Source organism: Nostoc sp. DSM 114160 (assembly GCF_053470305.1).
Genome location: NZ_JBPFGO010000001.1, coordinates 1,175,938 through 1,192,383, shown reverse-complemented (window position 1 = coordinate 1,192,383; position 16,446 = coordinate 1,175,938). Strand labels below are relative to the sequence as shown.

Below are 16,446 nucleotides of genomic sequence, written 5' to 3'. Positions count from 1 at the left end.
CGCTCCTCTGCGTTTAAAAACATTATTTCTGTACCTCACGAAACCAGGAATTGCTATAATCATGCTGCATTTCTTTGAAATTAACGTGAGTTCGACAGACCTCTCCCGGACAGCCTCCCTCTCCTTTTAGGCAACGCGTAGCGTCTGGGTAAAAAGAGGGAAGAGTAACGAGAAAAGAAAACTTTTTGCTCCCCTCTCCTGGTAGGAGAGGGGCTGGGGGAGAGGTCAAAATAGCACTCGTCGAACTCACGTTAAATTACGACTTTTGAGTTTTGAATGCTGAATTTTTACGTTTGTAGTAAGCACTTTAGTGCTTAGATGAGAGTTAGAGCCACTCGCTACAAACTTATCAAAATTAATTTGGTGAACTAGATATAAACTCTCGCTTCAGTCAACCACTAAAAAATCAGCTGATTCGAGGGTAATTTGTTTCGTTACCAGCTGATAATTCAACCATTTTCAATTAATAAATCAATGCTAAAAACTATTTTTCCTAGCTTTTTTATTTTATTTTTGGCAATTCCAGCAGTTTGGGCAGCACCTCCAGAAAACGATCCGAATGCAGTAGATGCTAATAGGACTTTGCAGGGGCAAGTCACTTCTGTTTCCCAGTTTTCTGATGTACAACCAACCGATTGGGCGTTTGGTGCATTGCAATCGTTAGTGGAACGCTACGGTTGTATTGCAGGTTATCCCAATTCCACCTATCGCGGCAACCGTGCCTTAACCCGTTATGAATTTGCCGCAGGTTTAAATGCTTGTTTGGATCGGATTAATGAGTTAATTGCCACAGCTACTAACGATTTAGTTAATAAGCAAGATTTAGCAGTAATGCAAAAGTTGCAGCAAGACTTTGCCGCAGAACTGACAACTCTGCGCGGACGAGTAGATACCTTAGAGGCACATACAGCAACATTAGAGGCGCAGCAGTTTTCTACAACTACTAGGTTGAATGCTCAAATTATTACCGCCATTAGTGATAGCTTTGGCGATCGAGTCGGTGGCGAAGATGATGAATCCCACATCTACTTTGCAAATCGGGGTCGTCTCAACTTTGAGAGTAGTTTCACTGGCAAAGATTTATTGCGAGTCCGGCTAGAATTTGGTAACTTTGCGAATTCCAACGGTGTCAGCCAAATTGCCGCAGCCACAGGCACAGGGATGACACGCCTGAACTTCGATTATGACAGCAACGAGACACTTTATGTCCCCCACATCCGTTATTACTTCCCAGTTAGTGATTCCCTTAACTTCGTTGTTGGGCCTACAGGCATTGGTTACACCGACATTTCCACCACCGTCACTCCCCCCACAATTGCTGACGACGGCAATGGAGTTCCCTCATTATTTGGATCGTACAGTCCCTTATTCCGGCGAGGTGGCGGCGGTGCAGCCGCTAACTGGAACATCACCAAAGACTTGGTTCTCACCTTGGGCTATTTAGCAAACAATCCCAATGTGCCATCGGCTAGTAACGGCTTGTTTGATGGCGGCTACAATGCCTTAGCGCACTTAGCCTATTATGGTAAGCAAGGAGCGATCGGTGTTGCTTACTCTCATGGCTATAGCCCTGGTGGAGTACCCGATATCTCCGCCGGGACGGGTAGCGTCTTGTCAAACGCTCCCTTTGGCAACAACATTGCTACTTCCAACGATATTGTCGGCACACAGGGATACTATCGCTTCTCCCCGAATTTCCAAGTCCACGCTTGGGGTGGATATATTTGGGCAAATGCCGAGAGTTCTGGTTTGAGTGATGTTTCCAATGGTAGAGGTGGAACAGATTCTCTATTTGTGAACAATGGTGCCAATGCCAATGTCTGGTTTGGGGCGATTGGTGTTTCGTTTCCCGATGTGGGTGGTAGAGGCAATCTCCCAGGAATTCTCTTTGGTATACCACCCCATGTCTCTAACAGTGATGTTCGTCAAGACCGAGATAACGCTTACCATATCGAAGCATTTTATCGCTACCGCTTGAATGACAACATCTCGGTGACTCCTGGTTTTTGGGTGATTCTCAACCCAGAAAACGACAGCAGAAATGATACGCAGTATGTGGGTGTGCTTCGCACAACCTTCGATTTTTAACTGAATAGACCTCTTGCAAAAATCTTTGAATCACCCCTCCCCAACCCTCCCCCCTTCGACAAGCTCAGGGCATCGCTTGTGAAGGGGAGAGCGCAAGATTTCAAGTTTCCACCCAATATATCGCAGGGCTGTTTCATTCCACAAGAACAAGGAGTTTGTCAATGTCATGAGAGAGAAATCTTTGTGCAATTGTTATGGAAGTATAACCATTTCGGCGTCGCAAATTGAGTGCGATCGCTCAAGCCTTGTAGAGCTAAAAATTTATTCTTCCTGTTTTCCCAGATACACCTCAATCACACGAGAGTCATTTTGCACTTCTTCAAAATTACCTTCGCACAATACCGAACCTTCGTGTAACACCGTTACTTTCTTAGCAATTTGACGCACAAATTCCATATCATGTTCAATTACTAAAATTGAATGACTCTGCGCTAGTGCTAAAAGTAGTTCGCCAATGTTGTAGGTTTCTTCATCTGTTAAACCAGCAACGGGTTCATCTACAAGTAATAAATCTGGAGACTGTGCTACTAACATTCCAATTTCTAAACGTTGCTTTTCTCCGTGAGAAAGTAAAGCTGCTTTGATATCGGCTTTCGGCGTTAAACCGATAGTTTCTAATAATCCTTTAATATTATTCTTTTCCACAGCATGAGAACGTTCAAATAAAGTAGAAAAGACATTTTTCTTCTTATGACTGGTAATGTCTAAATTTTCGCGGGCCGTTAAGTTAAGGTAAATTCGAGGTGTTTGAAACTTGCGTCCAATTCCCAATCGGGCAATTTTATATTCAGGTAAAGAACGCAGGTTTCTTCCTTTGAATAAAACTCGCCCCACGGTTGGCTGAACTTTCCCCGTAATTACATCTAGAAAGGTTGTCTTTCCCGCACCATTGGGACCAATTACGACTCGTAATTCCCCCACATCCATACTAAAGTTAAGCTGGTTTAAAGCCTTAAAACCGTCAAAGCTAACAGTTACATTTTCAGTTTCCAATATTTTCGCGTTCATGTTGCACTTCGAGGTCTTCTTCTAAGGTGGGATATGTCGCAATTTCTTGACGACGGTTAAAAAGAGAAATATTCTGACTGCGCAACCATCCCACAATGCCGTCGGGAAGGACTGTAACGACTATCAAAAATAGTGCGCCTTGGAAAAATAGCCAGATTTCAGCAAATTGTTCGCTTAAAAAAGTGCGGGCATAATTTACTAACAAAGTTCCCACAATCGCCCCAATTAAAGTAGCGCGTCCCCCTACAGCTACCCAAATTACCATTTCAATGGAAAAGGCAATATCCATTGCTCTGGGTGATACAGAACCACTCTGAATCGTGTAAAATGCTCCTGCTATACCTGCGATCGCACCGGAAACTGCAAACACCAACACCTTAAAATCTGTAGGGTCGTACCCAGAAAATCGTACCCGACTTTCATCATCACGAATCGCTATTAATAACCTGCCAAAGCGTCCCCAGTTGTCAACCAGCGACAAATTCCGTAAGTGGCTGCGAGAAACACTACCGTCAACGTGTAGAAAACAAACTGCGTCTTGGCATCGCTCACCGTTGCGCCAAACAAAGTTGTAAAATCTATCAGTCCGTTCGTGCCGTTGAAAAATTGTTGTTGACCGTTAAAGAAGTTGAAAAATACAATAGTTCCGGCTTGAGTCAAGATAGAAAAATAAACTCCCTTGAGGCGATTTCGGAAAACCAAATATCCTAACAATCCCGCCAATAACCCCGGAATTAGTACCACAGCAGCTATTGTCAAAGGAAACGAATAAAAAGGTTGCCAAAAACTGGGAAGTTCTGTAACCCCATAAAGACTCATGAAATCAGGCAATTCTCCAGTGGGGACTTGCAGCTTCAGGTACATTGCGATCGCATATCCACCCAAACCAAAGAAAATACCATGTCCCAAACTTAGTAAACCAGTATAACCCCAAATCAAATCGATACCTAAAGCTGCGATCGCCAGCGATAAAAATCGTCCCAACAAATTCAGGCGAAACTCCGTAAGCAGCAGTGGCATGATAATTATAAGGAGGAGTGCGATCGCGACTACCACCCCCACTTCAATTAAAATTAACCTTCCCCCCTTCCTTTTCATTCTCTGCGTCCTCTGCGTCTTGGCGGTTTAAACATCAACAGTACGTCCCTTCTGCGGAAAAATTCCCCCAGGCTTCCACTGTAAAAACACAATAATCAGCGCAAATACCATCACCTTGGCCATACTTGTGGTGGCAAAAAAAGTAAAGAAATCTACCAAAGGTTTAACAGGAGTCAACAACAAAGCCAAAGTCCCAGAACCAATTAAAAAATTAGCCGTACCAATACCCAACGCCGCCACAATCGTCCCGGCTAAATTGCCCACACCTCCAACCACAACCACCATAAAAGTATCAATAATATAGTTTTGTCCCGTATTTGGCCCCACAGAACCGAGTAAACTAATCGCACATCCCGCCACACCAGCTAAACCAGAACCCAGTGCAAAAGTAATCGCGTCCACCTTTTGAGTTGGGATACCCAAACAAGCACTCATACTCCGATTTTGTGTCACCGCCCGAATTCTTAAACCCCAGCTAGAACGCTGTAAAAATAAGTAAATTCCTGCCACACAGATTATTGTTAAAACAATAATAAATAATCTGGCAAAGGGTAATTGCACACCACCTAAAGATATCCCTGCTTGTAACCAATTCGGTGCTGTGACATCGACATTTTGAGCGCCAAACCAAGGTTGAGTTACTGCTAACTGATAAGTTTGACTTAATAAATTGCCCGTTGTGATTGTCACCCCCAGCGATAATAAAAATATCACCGCCACAATCCAGTTACGAACCCTTCCCAAATCAGTGCGAGAATTTAAAATCCATAAACCTCCAAAAAACAACAAAGAAAATAAGCCGATACCAATTATCAATACCCAATTCACACTGCGAACAAACTGCTGAAAAATTAAACTTACTCCCCAAGTTGCTAGTAAAGTTTCTAATGGGCGGCCATAGAGATAACGAATCACACCTCTTTCTAAAATCAATCCCACAGCAGCCGTGAATATAAATGCAATAATCAAAGCCAAAAATATATAGACTTCAAACCACACCCCACCCAATTGTTTGCAGACATTTTGCACAACAAATGTTGTATAAGCGCCGAACATCATCAATTCACCATGCGCCATATTGATGACACCCATCAAGCCAAATATAATCGCCAGTCCCAACGCTGCGATTAATAATACCGCGCCAATACTAATACCATTAAATACAGCTTCTAAAAATCCTGCTAACACTTATTTCTCCACAACAGCTATCAGCGAGTAGTTAGTGTCTCGTGTGCCTCGTTCCCAGTCTCAGACTGGGAATGCCTATTAGGAGGCTCTGCCTCCTGACTCGCGGCAGAGCCGCAATGAGCAGCATTTCCAGGTTCTACCTGGAAACGAGAAATGACTAATAAATTAAACTTTCTTGAACTTACCACCCTTAGCAGGGTCACTCCAATCACAAGCAAATCCCTTAGTTTCTTTCACAAATTGATTCCAAGGAACTGGCTCAACTGGTGTAGGAGTAGTATAGACAATATCAAATAAACCATCTTGTCTAACTTGACCAATCCGCACAATTTTGGATATGTGATGATTGGCATCCATTGTCACTTTACCTTCAGGCGCGTCTAGAGTTTGACCATAAGCCGCAGCACTGACTTTAGCTATATCTGTAGTACCAGCTTTTTGGACTGCTTGTTTCCACAAATAAACTGCAATGTATGCTGCTTCCATTGGGTCATTTGTTACCCGGTTTTCACCGTATTCTTTCTTAAAAGCTGCTACAAACTTCTTATTAGCAGGTGTATCTACTGTTTGAAAATAGTTCCAAGCTGCATAGTGACCTTTGAGATACTCTACACCAATTGCTTTGACTTCTTCTTCAGCAATACTTACAGACATGGAGGGATATTTATCTGGTGTCAATCCAGCCCCTTTTAATTGTTTGAAGAAAGCAACGTTGCTATCACCATTTAAGGTGTTATAAATCACGCCACCATTGGGCAAGTTTTGCTTGATTTTAGTGATAATTGGTGTAACTTCTGTATTGCCTAGAGGTAAATAATCTTCACCAACTGTTTTTCCGCCTAAAGCTTCTAATTGAGCTTTAATGATGGTATTAGCTGTTCGGGGAAAAACGTAGTCAGAGCCAACTAAGAAGAATTCTTTGCCCTTATTTTTTAACAGCCAATCAACAGATGGTTCAATTTGTTGATTGGGTGCAGCGCCAGTGTAGAAAATATTTTTAGAACACTCTTGACCTTCGTATTGCACGGGATACCAGAGCATGTGATTTTTGCTCTCGAATACTGGCTTAACATTCTTGCGGCTAGCAGAAGTCCAACAACCAAAAACTACAGCGACTTTATCTTGATCGATTAGCTTAGTTGCCTTTTCTCTAAAAGTATCCCAGTTAGAAGCGCCATCTTCGGTAATTGCTTCAATTTGTTTACCTAAGACACCACCAGCTGCGTTAATTTCTTGGATTGCTAACTTTTCAGCATCAACAACGCTTTTTTCACTAATAGACATCGTACCACTCAAAGAGTGCAAAATACCTACTTTGATTGTGTCACCAGCAGTAGCCGCCGCTGGTGAAGCCGTAGGAGGTGCGGCTCGACTCTCTGTCGCAGTTGGAGAATTATTCGCGCAAGCTTTCAAAAAAAAGCTGCTGCCAAAAGTTAAAGAACCGTAGATTATAAACTTGCGCCGATTAAATTGCCTTCTCATCTTTTTATGAATTTTCCTGTAGATGAATCAGCTAACTTAATAGAAAGCTGACAATATCAAACTTTAAAGTGTGATAATAGTGCGATAGTTTACTAGTAAAAAGTGACGCCTTATACAAAAAAGTTTGTTTTTGTAATAAAAAACAAACTTTTTAAGATTAAGCTTTATTAACTTTATAAAGATTCTCATATCTATGTAACACGTTATGGAAGAATAAAACCTTTCTCTTCCACAAACGTCTTTGATTCTAAACAGTTAAAAACTGCCAAGTATCTAAGCATAATTAAATTTCAAGTTTGTAGTAAGGACTTCAGTCCCGATAATCCTTGCTCTGAGCGATAAATCGCTCACTACAAACTATGAGTTGATTGTATATAGGACTTACGCATTGACAGGAAATGGACTATGTGCATCCCCTTAAAGGGAAGTGAAGCGGGATGAATTAACATAGGTCAAAGCCTCATGCTGGGGAGCCTACTCCCAGTATACTTTGCCTAAAAGAAGACATTCTCGGCAAAGTTAAGCATCTAAAAATCCTGGAGTGAAACACTTGTCAAGTTATGTTTGAATGTCTAGATTGCAATAGGTGACAGTTTCCCTAGCATGACGCCAATGTATAAGCTAGAACCAACTAACTTAACACTAATCTCATTCTTTAGTTAGAGGTTAGGTTTAGTTGAAAGCTTTAAGGTTCAGGTGTTGATTTGTAGTTGTTAATTTTTTTAGTAGTCTAGAAGGCTGATACGAAGGGTAAATTTTTTCAAGAGACTTCTACATGCCTCTCGCTAATAAGCTTTTATTCTACACTATTCTCCGCTCCTGGTATTAGGGTTTGGACAAATTTGTTTGTCCAAACTGCGATAAACAAAGCACCATACAGCAAGCACGGGAGATAATAGACATGAGCCAACCAATTAAAGTTGAAAAGACGGTAACGATTAGCAAACCAGCAGAGGAACTTTACCGCTTTTGGCATAACTTTGGGAACTTGCCGCGTTTCATGAAGCATCTCAAAGACGTAAAAGTACACAATAATAAGCGATCGCACTGGACGACCAGTGGGGTGTTAGGTGTGAGTGTTGAATGGGATGCAGACATCATTGAAGATCGGGAAAACGAATTGATTGCTTGGACTTCGGTTGAAGGTGCAGATTTTGATAACTCTGGTTCTGTCCGCTTCCAGCCAGCACCGACCAATCGCGGTACAGAGGTAAAGGTCGTCACGAAATATAATAACCCGCCTGGTGGTGCGATTGCATCTGTGTTTGCCAAACTCTTCGGCGAAGAACCAGAACAGCAGATTGGAGATGATTTACGCCGCTTCAAAATGCTGATGGAAGCAGGGGAGATTGCAACAACAGAAGGTCAACCAAAGGGAGGTTAAAGATTATGAAAGCAGTTTGCTGGCACGGCACTAACGATGTACGGGTGGAAACAGTGCCAGATCCAAAAATCCTCAACCCGCGCGATGCCATCCTCAAAGTTACATCAACAACCATTTGTGGTTCTGACTTGCACCTCTACGATGGCTACATTCCGACGATGCAACCGGGTGACATTTTGGGTCATGAGTTCATGGGGGAAATCGTCGAAACTGGCAGTGAAGTCAAGAAACTGAAAAAGGGCGATCGCGTAGCTGTTTCTTCGATGATCGGCTGCGGTCAGTGTTTCTTCTGCCAAAAGCAGATGTGGTCGCTGTGCGATAACTCCAACCCCAACGCTTGGATGCAGGAGAAGTTGTTTGGCTTTGGTACGTCGGGTATCTATGGCTACTCACACTTGTTTGGTGGTTATGCTGGTGGCGACGCGGAATACGTGCGCGTGCCATTCGCTGATTTCGGCGCTCTCAAACTTCCCCAAGACATTCCCGATGAAAAACTGCTGCCGATCAGCGATGCCTTTCCCACCGGCTACATGGGAGCAGATTTATGTAATATTCAGCGTGGAGATATCGTCGCAGTCTGGGGTTGTGGTCCGGTCGGACAATTCGCCATGCGTAGCGCCTATATGTTGGGTGCAGAGCGCGTGATTGGTATCGATCGAGTTCCCCACCGTCTGCAACTGGCTAAGGACTTTGCTAAAGCGGAAACGATCAACTATGAAGAAGTCGATGCTGGCGAAGCCCTAAAAGAAATGACAGGTGGTCGCGGTCCCGATGCTTGTATTGATGCAGTGGGAATGGAAGCACACGGTATGGGGCTGGAAGGATTCTACGATGAAGCGAAGCAAAAAGTCGGACTAGAAACCGATCGCCCTACCGTGCTGCGGCAAGTAATGCTTGCTTGTCGTAAAGGCGGCACCCTGTCAATCATGGGCGTTTACGCTGGCTTTGTAGACAAGATGCCGATGGGTGCTTTCATGAACAAAGGCTTGACGCTTAAAACCGGACAAATGCACGGGCAGAAGTATATGCCGAGGTTGCTGGAGAGCATTGTGGCGGGCGAAGTCGATCCATCTGCTGTATTCACACATCGCTTGCCCCTAGCAGAAGCTAAACAAGGCTTCGAGCTTTTCAAACACAAAAAAGACGGGTGCGTAAAAGTTCTCTTGCTGCCCTGAAATGGCTCATAGAAGACTGGCTAATAGTTAATAGTCGTTCAATTAACAAAAAAGGAAAAACAATGAAAGCACTTTGTTGGCACGGCGCTAACGATGTACGAGTTGATACAGTACCCGATCCAAAAATCATCAATCCGCGTGATGCGATTGTTAAAATCACGTCAACGGCGATTTGCGGTTCTGATTTACATCTTTATGACGGTTACATCCCCACGATGGAAAAGGGCGACATCCTTGGTCATGAATTTATGGGGGAGGTCGTCGAGCTAGGCAGTGCCGTCAAGAATGTGAAGATAGGCGATCGCGTTGTCGTCCCCTTTACCATTTCCTGCGGTCAGTGTTTCTTTTGTCAAAAAGATTTGTGGTCGCTGTGCGATAACTCCAACCCCAACGGCTGGATACCGGAAAAACTGATGGGTTATTCTCCATCTGGTCTTTTCGGCTACTCCCATATGATGGGCGGTTATGCTGGAGGTCAAGCTGAATATGCCCGCGTTCCCTTTGCCGATGTCGGTTTATTCAAGATTCCTGATGGACTAACAGACGAACAAGTCCTGTTTCTGACGGATATCTTCCCCACTGGCTATATGGCAGCGGAAAACTGTGATATCCAGCCAGGAGATACTGTAGCAATCTGGGGCTGCGGTCCAGTCGGACAGTTTGCCATTAGAAGTGCATATATGCTAGGTGCCGAGCGCGTCATTGCGATCGATCGAGTTCCCGAACGCCTACAGATGGCGAAAGACGGCAAGGCAGAAGTCCTTAACTATGAGGAAGTCGAGGTGGGTGAAGCATTGAAAGAAATGACGGGTGGTCGCGGCCCCGATGCTTGCATGGATACTGTGGGAATGGAAGCCCACGGTACGGGCCCTGATGCGTTTTACGACCAGGTAAAGCAAGCCGTGCGTATGGAAACCGACCGACCCACTGCCCTAAGGCAAGTGATTGTTGCCTGTCGCAAAGGTGGCACTGTTTCAATTCCTGGTGTTTACGGCGGCTTTGTAGACAAGATACCGATGGGTGCTGCCATGAACAAAGCTTTGACGTTTAAAACGGGACAAACGCACGTTCATAAGTACTTGCGCCCGTTACTCGAGCGCGTCCAAAATGGCGATATCGACCCATCTTTTGTAATCACCCATCGTCTGCCGCTAGAACAAGCACCGCACGGCTACGAAATTTTTAAACACAAGAAGGACAACTGTATCAAGATCGTGCTCAAGCCAGGTCAGGCTGCCTAAAACCCCACAAGAACACGAAAAAACCAAGTCTAGCCAACACTTTAGGAGGTAGAGATGACAGAAGAGCTCACAAATAAGAAAGTTGCCATTCTGGTTACAGATGGCTTTGAGCAAGTTGAAATGACTCAACCAAAGCTTGCCCTTGAGTCAGCAGGTGCTCAAACCCACATTATTTCACCTAAGAGCGATCGCGTTCAGGGCTGGAACCATTTTGACAAAGGGGATTTTTTCCCGGTAGATGTCCCCCTCGATCGAGTAAATCCAGCCGACTATGATGCCCTCCTGCTTCCCGGTGGTGTTGCCAATCCAGATCAACTTCGGACTCAAGCTAAGGCGATCGAGTTTATAAAGTCCTTCTTCGATACCGACAAGCCGGTAGCGGTGATCTGCCACGGGCCTTGGACTCTGATCGAGGCAGATGTGGTGCGCGGACGGCGGATCGCCTCGTGGCCGTCGCTCAAGACCGATCTCCAGAACGCAGGTGCCCAGTGGGTAGATCGGGAAGTTGTAGTTGATAACAACCTCGTGTCGAGCCGCAAGCCAGACGACATCCCAGCCTTCAATCGGGAAATGATCGAGCTGTTCAGCCATGCAGGGCAGGTACGGCAGATTGTGTGAGGACTCGGAGCGTTAATCAGGAGAACAGGTATGGAACAAGCAGGGGGAGTACAGAATGTCTTTTCTCCCTCTGCCTCAAGAGCTTCCCCAGCCCAAGGTGCTTGCCACCATGCAAAGTTCACTTGGCGAACTACTAGGTCTAGTTGTATACATCCTGAGGAGATCGTGATGCGAATCGCTCAAGTTGCTCCATTGTGGGAACAAGTACCGCCTCCTGCTTATGGAGGAATTGAGTTGGTGATTAGTCTCTTGGCTGAAGAACTCATTCGTCGTGGTCATGAAGTGACTCTGTTTGCATCGGGTGATTCGAGTAGTTTTGCCAAGATAGAATCTGTTCACTCACAGGCATTGAGCTTAGACCCTACCGTTAAGGAACCAAGCGTTTACGAAACATTGCAGCTAATGCGAGTGTACGAACAGGCGCACAAGTTTGATGTCATTCACTCTCACGTTGGCTACCCTGCACTACCCTACGCCAGATTGGTGGAGACACCGACCATTCATACGCTGCATGGCATCTTGACACCAGATAATGAAAAGGTGTTCAAGTATGCTCGCTCTCAGCCGTTTGTCAGCATTTCCAACGCGCAGCGAGAACCAAGAGTGGGACTCAATTACGTTGCCACTGTCTACAACGGCATCGATCCAATGACTTACAAGTTTTACCCGCAGGCAGAGTCGTCTCCCTATCTTGCATTTCTGGGTCGAATGTCACCTGAAAAGGGGGTGCATTTAGCGATCGAAATTGCTAAACGTTCCGGCTGGCACTTAAAGATAGCAGGTAAAGTCGATGTAGTTGATGTGGATTATTTCGAGCAACAGATCAGACCTCACATTGATGGAACGCAGATTGAATACCTGGGAGAAGCTAACCATGCCCAAAAGAGCCTCCTGATGGGAGGAGCAGTTGCGACTCTATTCCCGATTACCTGGCGTGAACCCTTTGGACTGGTGATGATTGAGTCGATGGTAACAGGTACACCTGTGATTGCTATGAATTTGGGTTCCACCTCTGAAGTGATTGTTCACGGTAAGACAGGATTTTTGTGTCGCTCAGTCAAAGACTGTCTCTCTGCCATTGATAGAGTGCCTGAGCTAAACCGCTACATCTGCCAAGAGCATGTGCTGAGAAACTTCACGATTAAGCAGATGACAGATGGCTACGAAGCTGTCTACAGCAAGTTTGCTAGTCGTACAACCGAAGACCTTAGTATGATGTACCCCGAAACCTGGACATAGCAATAAGATAGAGTCGTTGCTTACACAACGAGTAGAACTATGGAGACAACTTAGTGCAATTCGAGCTTTTACACAACTAGAATTAATGCGCTCCGAAGAGTTAATTGAAAATTGGTATGAAATCCAAAGGAATTTATCTCTTCAAGTAGCTCGTGACTTTATTCTAGAACACCTAACACAGAAATTGGGCTTGACCGCATAGTATCAACTTTCTGTCAATGCGTAAGCCCTAGTATATTTAATTATGTTTATCTACTTATCTGTTTTCAAAATTCTGGTCTGTGCTGAACAGGTAGCTGGTTAACACAACCATAGTTTTTATCAACTACTGCTATGACTCAGATATTCCTGGTTCAATCCGTGCGCCAAGCTGAAGAACCCGTCCAAGGTCGTCAGCGTTTCGCCAGGTTTCAATTATCTTACCATCAACAATATAATGAATGAACGTAGCGGTGAATGTCTGTTGACGGCCGCGACTTGGTATGCCAAGAAAACTCTCTTGGATGCAGGTATTAGTCGCACGCACAACAACTTTGTCACCTTCAGCGATTATGTCTTCAATTGTCCATTGCTGCTCGATAGGCCCAAATGAACCAAAGAGTTTACGTACCCCTTCAGGGCCGAGGGGAAGTCCTGGTAAACCACCGTGCATTTTCCAATTCGGGGCGGTTATCTCGCAAATTTCTTCGATTTTATGCTCGCTAATAAGTTCCATCCACCGTTGAGCAATGATTTTGTTGTCCTCAATGGAAGACATTGCTGCTATTCCTCTAATTAAGCGAACTCTAGTTATTTATTTAGCCAGACAAGATGCACTATTGTCAATTAACCAAGTATGAGATTGAATTAAAATCAGTGCAGCGCTTAATGTGCCAGCATCAGTAATATTTGTGTTTTTCACTGCGGGTCTTTAGGCAATTTTCGTTAATAAATCTACCGCTGCCGTTGGTTTCGACTTCGCTCAACCAACTAAAGAATCAAGAGTTGAGCGAAGTCGAAACTCGTCAACCTGGGTAGATTCTTTGTCACAAATCACCTTAGATTAGCATTTGTGTAATAATTTCATCTTCTTGGCCAGTTGCAAAATTAGCAAAGCGTTTTGCCAAAGGTGGTATAAGTACTAGGGGATTACTAAATCCAGAGAAAACATGGACGCCTTGCAATCCTGGAATAGCACCAATTAAGGGAAGTTGATTGCTACTAAATGCCACTAAGCAGTGATACCAAGTTCCTGGTAAATGCTCTAATGCTGGTAAAATTTGACCAGCACCTTTTCGCAACCATTTTTCGCTTACGTCTGAGTTTACCTTGGTATGAGGATCTGCGATCGCCCGGCTAATTTGACCGATGCGGATACTACCATCTTGAAACTGAATTGCACCCACATCTAAAATTGGCGGTACTAATTCATTACCAAGTTCATCCCACAATTCATCAACTTGAGTAGATTCAGCTTCTAGTTGAAACCGTTGCAGATTCGCTGGCATAACTAAGGTGCGTAACTTGACATCAACGGCTGGGGTTTCAATAATTTCTTCGTGAGTAAAATACAGCTTGATGGAAACACCAGCAGATTTAAGCAACTGGCGGCTGAGTCCACCCGCACAAACGACAACGTTAGCGCTGTGGAAAGTTGCAGTGGTGGTTTGTACACCATCTTGCAATACTTGCAATACTTGGGTAATTTGCATTTCACCCCCAGCACGCTCAAAAGCTTGGATGTAAGCAAGTGATGTTTTTTCTGGGTGAATATGACCGTGTTTGACAGTTAAAGCCCCAGATATTGCCTCTGGATTTAGCTGCGGTTCCAACTCACAAGCTTCTTGAATATCGAGTAAACGCGGTGGAATGGCAAAATGATTATATGATGCCGCAGTTGCTTCTGGGTCGTTATCGGCTGAAATAGTCAGTAATAAATCTAATTCCCGAAATTGAATATCAGCGTCTAACTCTTGAGATAAGATACGGTAACGTGCGATCGCTTCTTCGCACAATCGCCGAGTGAGTGGTGTAGTACCAGACCAATAAGCCAGCCCACCATAACTATAGCGAGTTGCATTTTGTGGTGTAACATCTTGTTCTAGCAAAAGTACAGCAAAACCTTTCTTTGCTAGTTCGTAGGAGAGTGTAGCACCTGTAATTCCACCACCAACAACAATCCAGTCGTAGGTTTTCATATTTTGCAAATTATGAATAGGTCAAGGTAATTCGTAATTGATAATGACCGAGACAATTTTAGATTTTAGATTTTGGATACTTCGACTACGCGGTAGTTGAGCGCAGTCGAAACTCAGTACAAGTTTTGGATTAGACTCAAAATCTGAAATTTAAAAAAGGTTTCAAGTCTCTCCATTTATGGAGAATTTTTAATAACTAATATTACTAAAATTATGCATAATTTATTTCCCTTAAAACTCGATAATTACTAATAAAAATTTTTCAACTACTGCTTGACAAGTATAATTTTATACAGTAGCATTAAAGTACGATCGAGGCGAACGCTAAATCCCGCAAAGAAGACAGCTATTGCCCCTATCTAAACCCCAAAATCGATAAAGACGATCGCCAAATCCCGCAAAGAAGACAGCGATCGCCTTTATATAAACCCCAATATCGGAGTATGAATATAATCATGTCACAATTACCAGAATCTGCCCAGTCCAAGTTAAAACAGTTTTTGTCTGGGGAAAATTTCGATACATCCACCAGCCATCAACCAACCGGACAACCATTACCCCGGCGAGAACCGATTAAACATACATTGATTGGTTCTGCCAAAGCCGTTACCAGCACCATCCACTATTTACAAGTAATTGGCTACGCCAGCGTTGGAGACTGGAGTCCACTAGTACCCACCGAGAACCCAAATCAGGTAATGAGCATTTTAATCCGCCAGATTCTTATCTAATAGACCTCTTGCAAAAGTAACTTTTGCAAGAGGCGGGAAAAGGTGAAAGGTTAAAGGGGAAAGGTTTTTTTTATTCCTTTTCCCTACAATGCCAAGAAGTCTAATAACCTAAATGTAGAGACTAGCAATTGCTAGTCTCTTTTTCTATTTGATGAAAGAACCAGTAGGTGCGGGTTCGCTGACAGCAGAAACCACGTTTTTACGCACATTAGGCTTACGATCGCTTTTACGAATACCTCCAGCCATTTGGTACTCATAGCTATTCTTACCAAATTTATAAGCAATACCACGCAAAATTTTCTCAGAATAATCTGCTAAATCTTGCTCATTTTCAAGGATCTGGGTTAGTAAGACATCAATAGTGGAGAGGGTAGTATTGTATGTTTCTAGAGATTGTCGCAGGGTTTCGATTTTTCCAGTATAATCTTTGACTGACAATCCTTCTCCGACATCTAGACTTGAATTGATAGATTTAACGCTTGCTAGACGTGTTTCAGCTTTGCCAAGAATACGTGAATTTCGTTTTGGTCTTGCCATAATTGCTACTTATTTTTTAAATTTTTCATAACTCTATAATGGACAATTGTTTCAAAAGTTGTCATACGTAAAATTATTGGTTTTTATTTAAAAACCTAAAATTTAAGTAATTTCCGGCTACTTCTGATAACGTGAAGGCGGAATTCGATTCAGAGTGCGCGAAACACTCAAACGTGAAGGCAAAATTCGATCCAGGGAAGACGGAATTCGATCCAGAGTGCGCGAAACACTCAAACGTGAAGGCAAAATTCGATCCAGCCAAGGCAGAATTTGATCCAGAGTGCGCGAAACACTCAAACGTGAAGGCAAAATTCGATCCAGCCAAGGCAGAAGTTGATACAGGCGAGCCTTATAAAGGGGGGAAATAAGAAATCTTGTTCCCTCCCCAATACATACGGGGAGGGTTAGGGTGGGGTAAAACCGTGTATTTCTCAGCTATTTCAGACTTGTGTATACACCGTAGCCAATACATCGAGGGGA

At 43.8% G+C, this 16,446-nt stretch carries 13 protein-coding genes and 3 pseudogenes; 9 read left to right on the top strand and 7 right to left on the bottom strand.

Going from position 1 to position 16,446, the window contains the following annotated elements:
- The first annotated feature begins 474 nt into the window (after positions 1–474).
- Entirely contained in the window at positions 475–2,088 is a 1,614-nt protein-coding gene (locus NSTCB13_RS05580; protein ID WP_448271641.1) for an iron uptake porin, read from the top strand.
- A 261-nt stretch (positions 2,089–2,349) separates the two neighbouring features.
- Here NSTCB13_RS05580 and urtD read toward each other — a convergent pair whose 3' ends face one another.
- From urtD to urtA, 4 genes and pseudogenes are all read right to left on the bottom strand, one after another.
- Positions 2,350–3,096 carry an urea ABC transporter ATP-binding protein UrtD gene (urtD, locus tag NSTCB13_RS05575; RefSeq protein WP_448271640.1) on the bottom strand — a complete coding sequence of 249 codons (747 nt, stop codon included), beginning with the start codon at positions 3,094–3,096 and terminating at the stop codon, positions 2,350–2,352.
- Positions 3,071–4,194: pseudogene (gene urtC, locus NSTCB13_RS05570) on the bottom strand (urea ABC transporter permease subunit UrtC). Before urtC ends, urtD begins: the two are co-directional and overlap by 26 nt.
- Before the next feature lie 27 nt (positions 4,195–4,221).
- A complete protein-coding gene (gene urtB / locus NSTCB13_RS05565) occupies positions 4,222–5,382 on the bottom strand; it encodes an urea ABC transporter permease subunit UrtB (protein WP_448271639.1) in 1,161 nt (386 codons plus the stop codon).
- Positions 5,383–5,547: 165 nt separating this feature from the next.
- Positions 5,548–6,864, bottom strand: coding sequence for an urea ABC transporter substrate-binding protein (gene urtA, locus NSTCB13_RS05560; protein WP_448271638.1), 1,317 nt, complete (start codon positions 6,862–6,864; stop codon positions 5,548–5,550).
- Positions 6,865–7,726: 862 nt separating this feature from the next.
- On the opposite strand from urtA, the pseudogene NSTCB13_RS05555 reads away from it, so the two are divergent.
- From NSTCB13_RS05555 to NSTCB13_RS05530, 6 genes and pseudogenes are all read left to right on the top strand, one after another.
- Positions 7,727–8,248: pseudogene (locus tag NSTCB13_RS05555) on the top strand (SRPBCC family protein); the annotation flags it as partial.
- A 5-nt stretch (positions 8,249–8,253) separates the two neighbouring features.
- On the top strand, positions 8,254–9,423 hold the full coding sequence (locus NSTCB13_RS05550) for a zinc-dependent alcohol dehydrogenase (RefSeq protein ID WP_445628679.1): 1,170 nt from the start codon (positions 8,254–8,256) through the stop codon (positions 9,421–9,423).
- Between the two features lie 62 nt (positions 9,424–9,485).
- The gene (locus NSTCB13_RS05545) at positions 9,486–10,664 is read left to right on the top strand and encodes a zinc-dependent alcohol dehydrogenase (protein WP_448273129.1); all 1,179 of its coding nucleotides are present in this window, start codon (positions 9,486–9,488) and stop codon (positions 10,662–10,664) included.
- Between the two features lie 54 nt (positions 10,665–10,718).
- On the top strand, positions 10,719–11,282 hold the full coding sequence (locus NSTCB13_RS05540) for a type 1 glutamine amidotransferase domain-containing protein (RefSeq protein ID WP_445628678.1): 564 nt from the start codon (positions 10,719–10,721) through the stop codon (positions 11,280–11,282).
- Positions 11,283–11,450: 168 nt separating this feature from the next.
- On the top strand, positions 11,451–12,521 hold the full coding sequence (locus NSTCB13_RS05535; RefSeq protein WP_445632230.1) for a glycosyltransferase family 4 protein: 1,071 nt from the start codon (positions 11,451–11,453) through the stop codon (positions 12,519–12,521).
- A 52-nt stretch (positions 12,522–12,573) separates the two neighbouring features.
- Positions 12,574–12,723, top strand: a pseudogene (locus NSTCB13_RS05530) (IS701 family transposase); the annotation flags it as partial.
- A gap of 129 nt (positions 12,724–12,852) precedes the next feature.
- Here the strand turns inward: NSTCB13_RS05530 and NSTCB13_RS05525 are convergent.
- Together NSTCB13_RS05525 and NSTCB13_RS05520 are read right to left on the bottom strand one after the other, a co-directional pair.
- Positions 12,853–13,278, bottom strand: coding sequence for an ester cyclase (locus NSTCB13_RS05525; protein WP_448271637.1), 426 nt, complete (start codon positions 13,276–13,278; stop codon positions 12,853–12,855).
- A gap of 280 nt (positions 13,279–13,558) precedes the next feature.
- The gene (locus tag NSTCB13_RS05520; RefSeq protein ID WP_448271636.1) at positions 13,559–14,698 is read right to left on the bottom strand and encodes an NAD(P)/FAD-dependent oxidoreductase; all 1,140 of its coding nucleotides are present in this window, start codon (positions 14,696–14,698) and stop codon (positions 13,559–13,561) included.
- Between the two features lie 443 nt (positions 14,699–15,141).
- Here NSTCB13_RS05520 and NSTCB13_RS05515 point away from each other — a divergent pair, with 443 nt between their 5' ends.
- Entirely contained in the window at positions 15,142–15,429 is a 288-nt protein-coding gene (locus NSTCB13_RS05515; protein WP_448271635.1) for a hypothetical protein, read from the top strand.
- Positions 15,430–15,573: 144 nt separating this feature from the next.
- Here NSTCB13_RS05515 and NSTCB13_RS05510 read toward each other — a convergent pair whose 3' ends face one another.
- On the bottom strand, positions 15,574–15,966 hold the full coding sequence (locus NSTCB13_RS05510; RefSeq protein WP_448271634.1) for a hypothetical protein: 393 nt from the start codon (positions 15,964–15,966) through the stop codon (positions 15,574–15,576).
- A 131-nt stretch (positions 15,967–16,097) separates the two neighbouring features.
- Here NSTCB13_RS05510 and NSTCB13_RS05505 point away from each other — a divergent pair, with 131 nt between their 5' ends.
- A complete protein-coding gene (locus NSTCB13_RS05505; protein WP_448271633.1) occupies positions 16,098–16,334 on the top strand; it encodes a hypothetical protein in 237 nt (78 codons plus the stop codon).
- Positions 16,335–16,446 lie beyond the last annotated feature (112 nt).

Bases quoted from the DNA above. Each gene is read 5' to 3' on its own strand.
- NSTCB13_RS05535 (WP_445632230.1), top strand. From the start codon at position 11,451: ATGCGAATCGCTCAAGTTGCTCCATTGTGGGAACAAGTACCGCCTCCT.
- NSTCB13_RS05580 (WP_448271641.1), top strand. From the start codon at position 475: ATGCTAAAAACTATTTTTCCTAGCTTTTTTATTTTATTTTTGGCAATT.
- NSTCB13_RS05515 (WP_448271635.1), top strand. From the start codon at position 15,142: ATGAATATAATCATGTCACAATTACCAGAATCTGCCCAGTCCAAGTTA.
- NSTCB13_RS05520 (WP_448271636.1), bottom strand. From the start codon at position 14,698: ATGAAAACCTACGACTGGATTGTTGTTGGTGGTGGAATTACAGGTGCT.
- urtA (WP_448271638.1), bottom strand. From the start codon at position 6,864: ATGAGAAGGCAATTTAATCGGCGCAAGTTTATAATCTACGGTTCTTTA.
- NSTCB13_RS05525 (WP_448271637.1), bottom strand. From the start codon at position 13,278: ATGTCTTCCATTGAGGACAACAAAATCATTGCTCAACGGTGGATGGAA.
- urtD (WP_448271640.1), bottom strand. From the start codon at position 3,096: ATGAACGCGAAAATATTGGAAACTGAAAATGTAACTGTTAGCTTTGAC.
- NSTCB13_RS05545 (WP_448273129.1), top strand. From the start codon at position 9,486: ATGAAAGCACTTTGTTGGCACGGCGCTAACGATGTACGAGTTGATACA.
- NSTCB13_RS05540 (WP_445628678.1), top strand. From the start codon at position 10,719: ATGACAGAAGAGCTCACAAATAAGAAAGTTGCCATTCTGGTTACAGAT.
- NSTCB13_RS05510 (WP_448271634.1), bottom strand. From the start codon at position 15,966: ATGGCAAGACCAAAACGAAATTCACGTATTCTTGGCAAAGCTGAAACA.
- NSTCB13_RS05550 (WP_445628679.1), top strand. From the start codon at position 8,254: ATGAAAGCAGTTTGCTGGCACGGCACTAACGATGTACGGGTGGAAACA.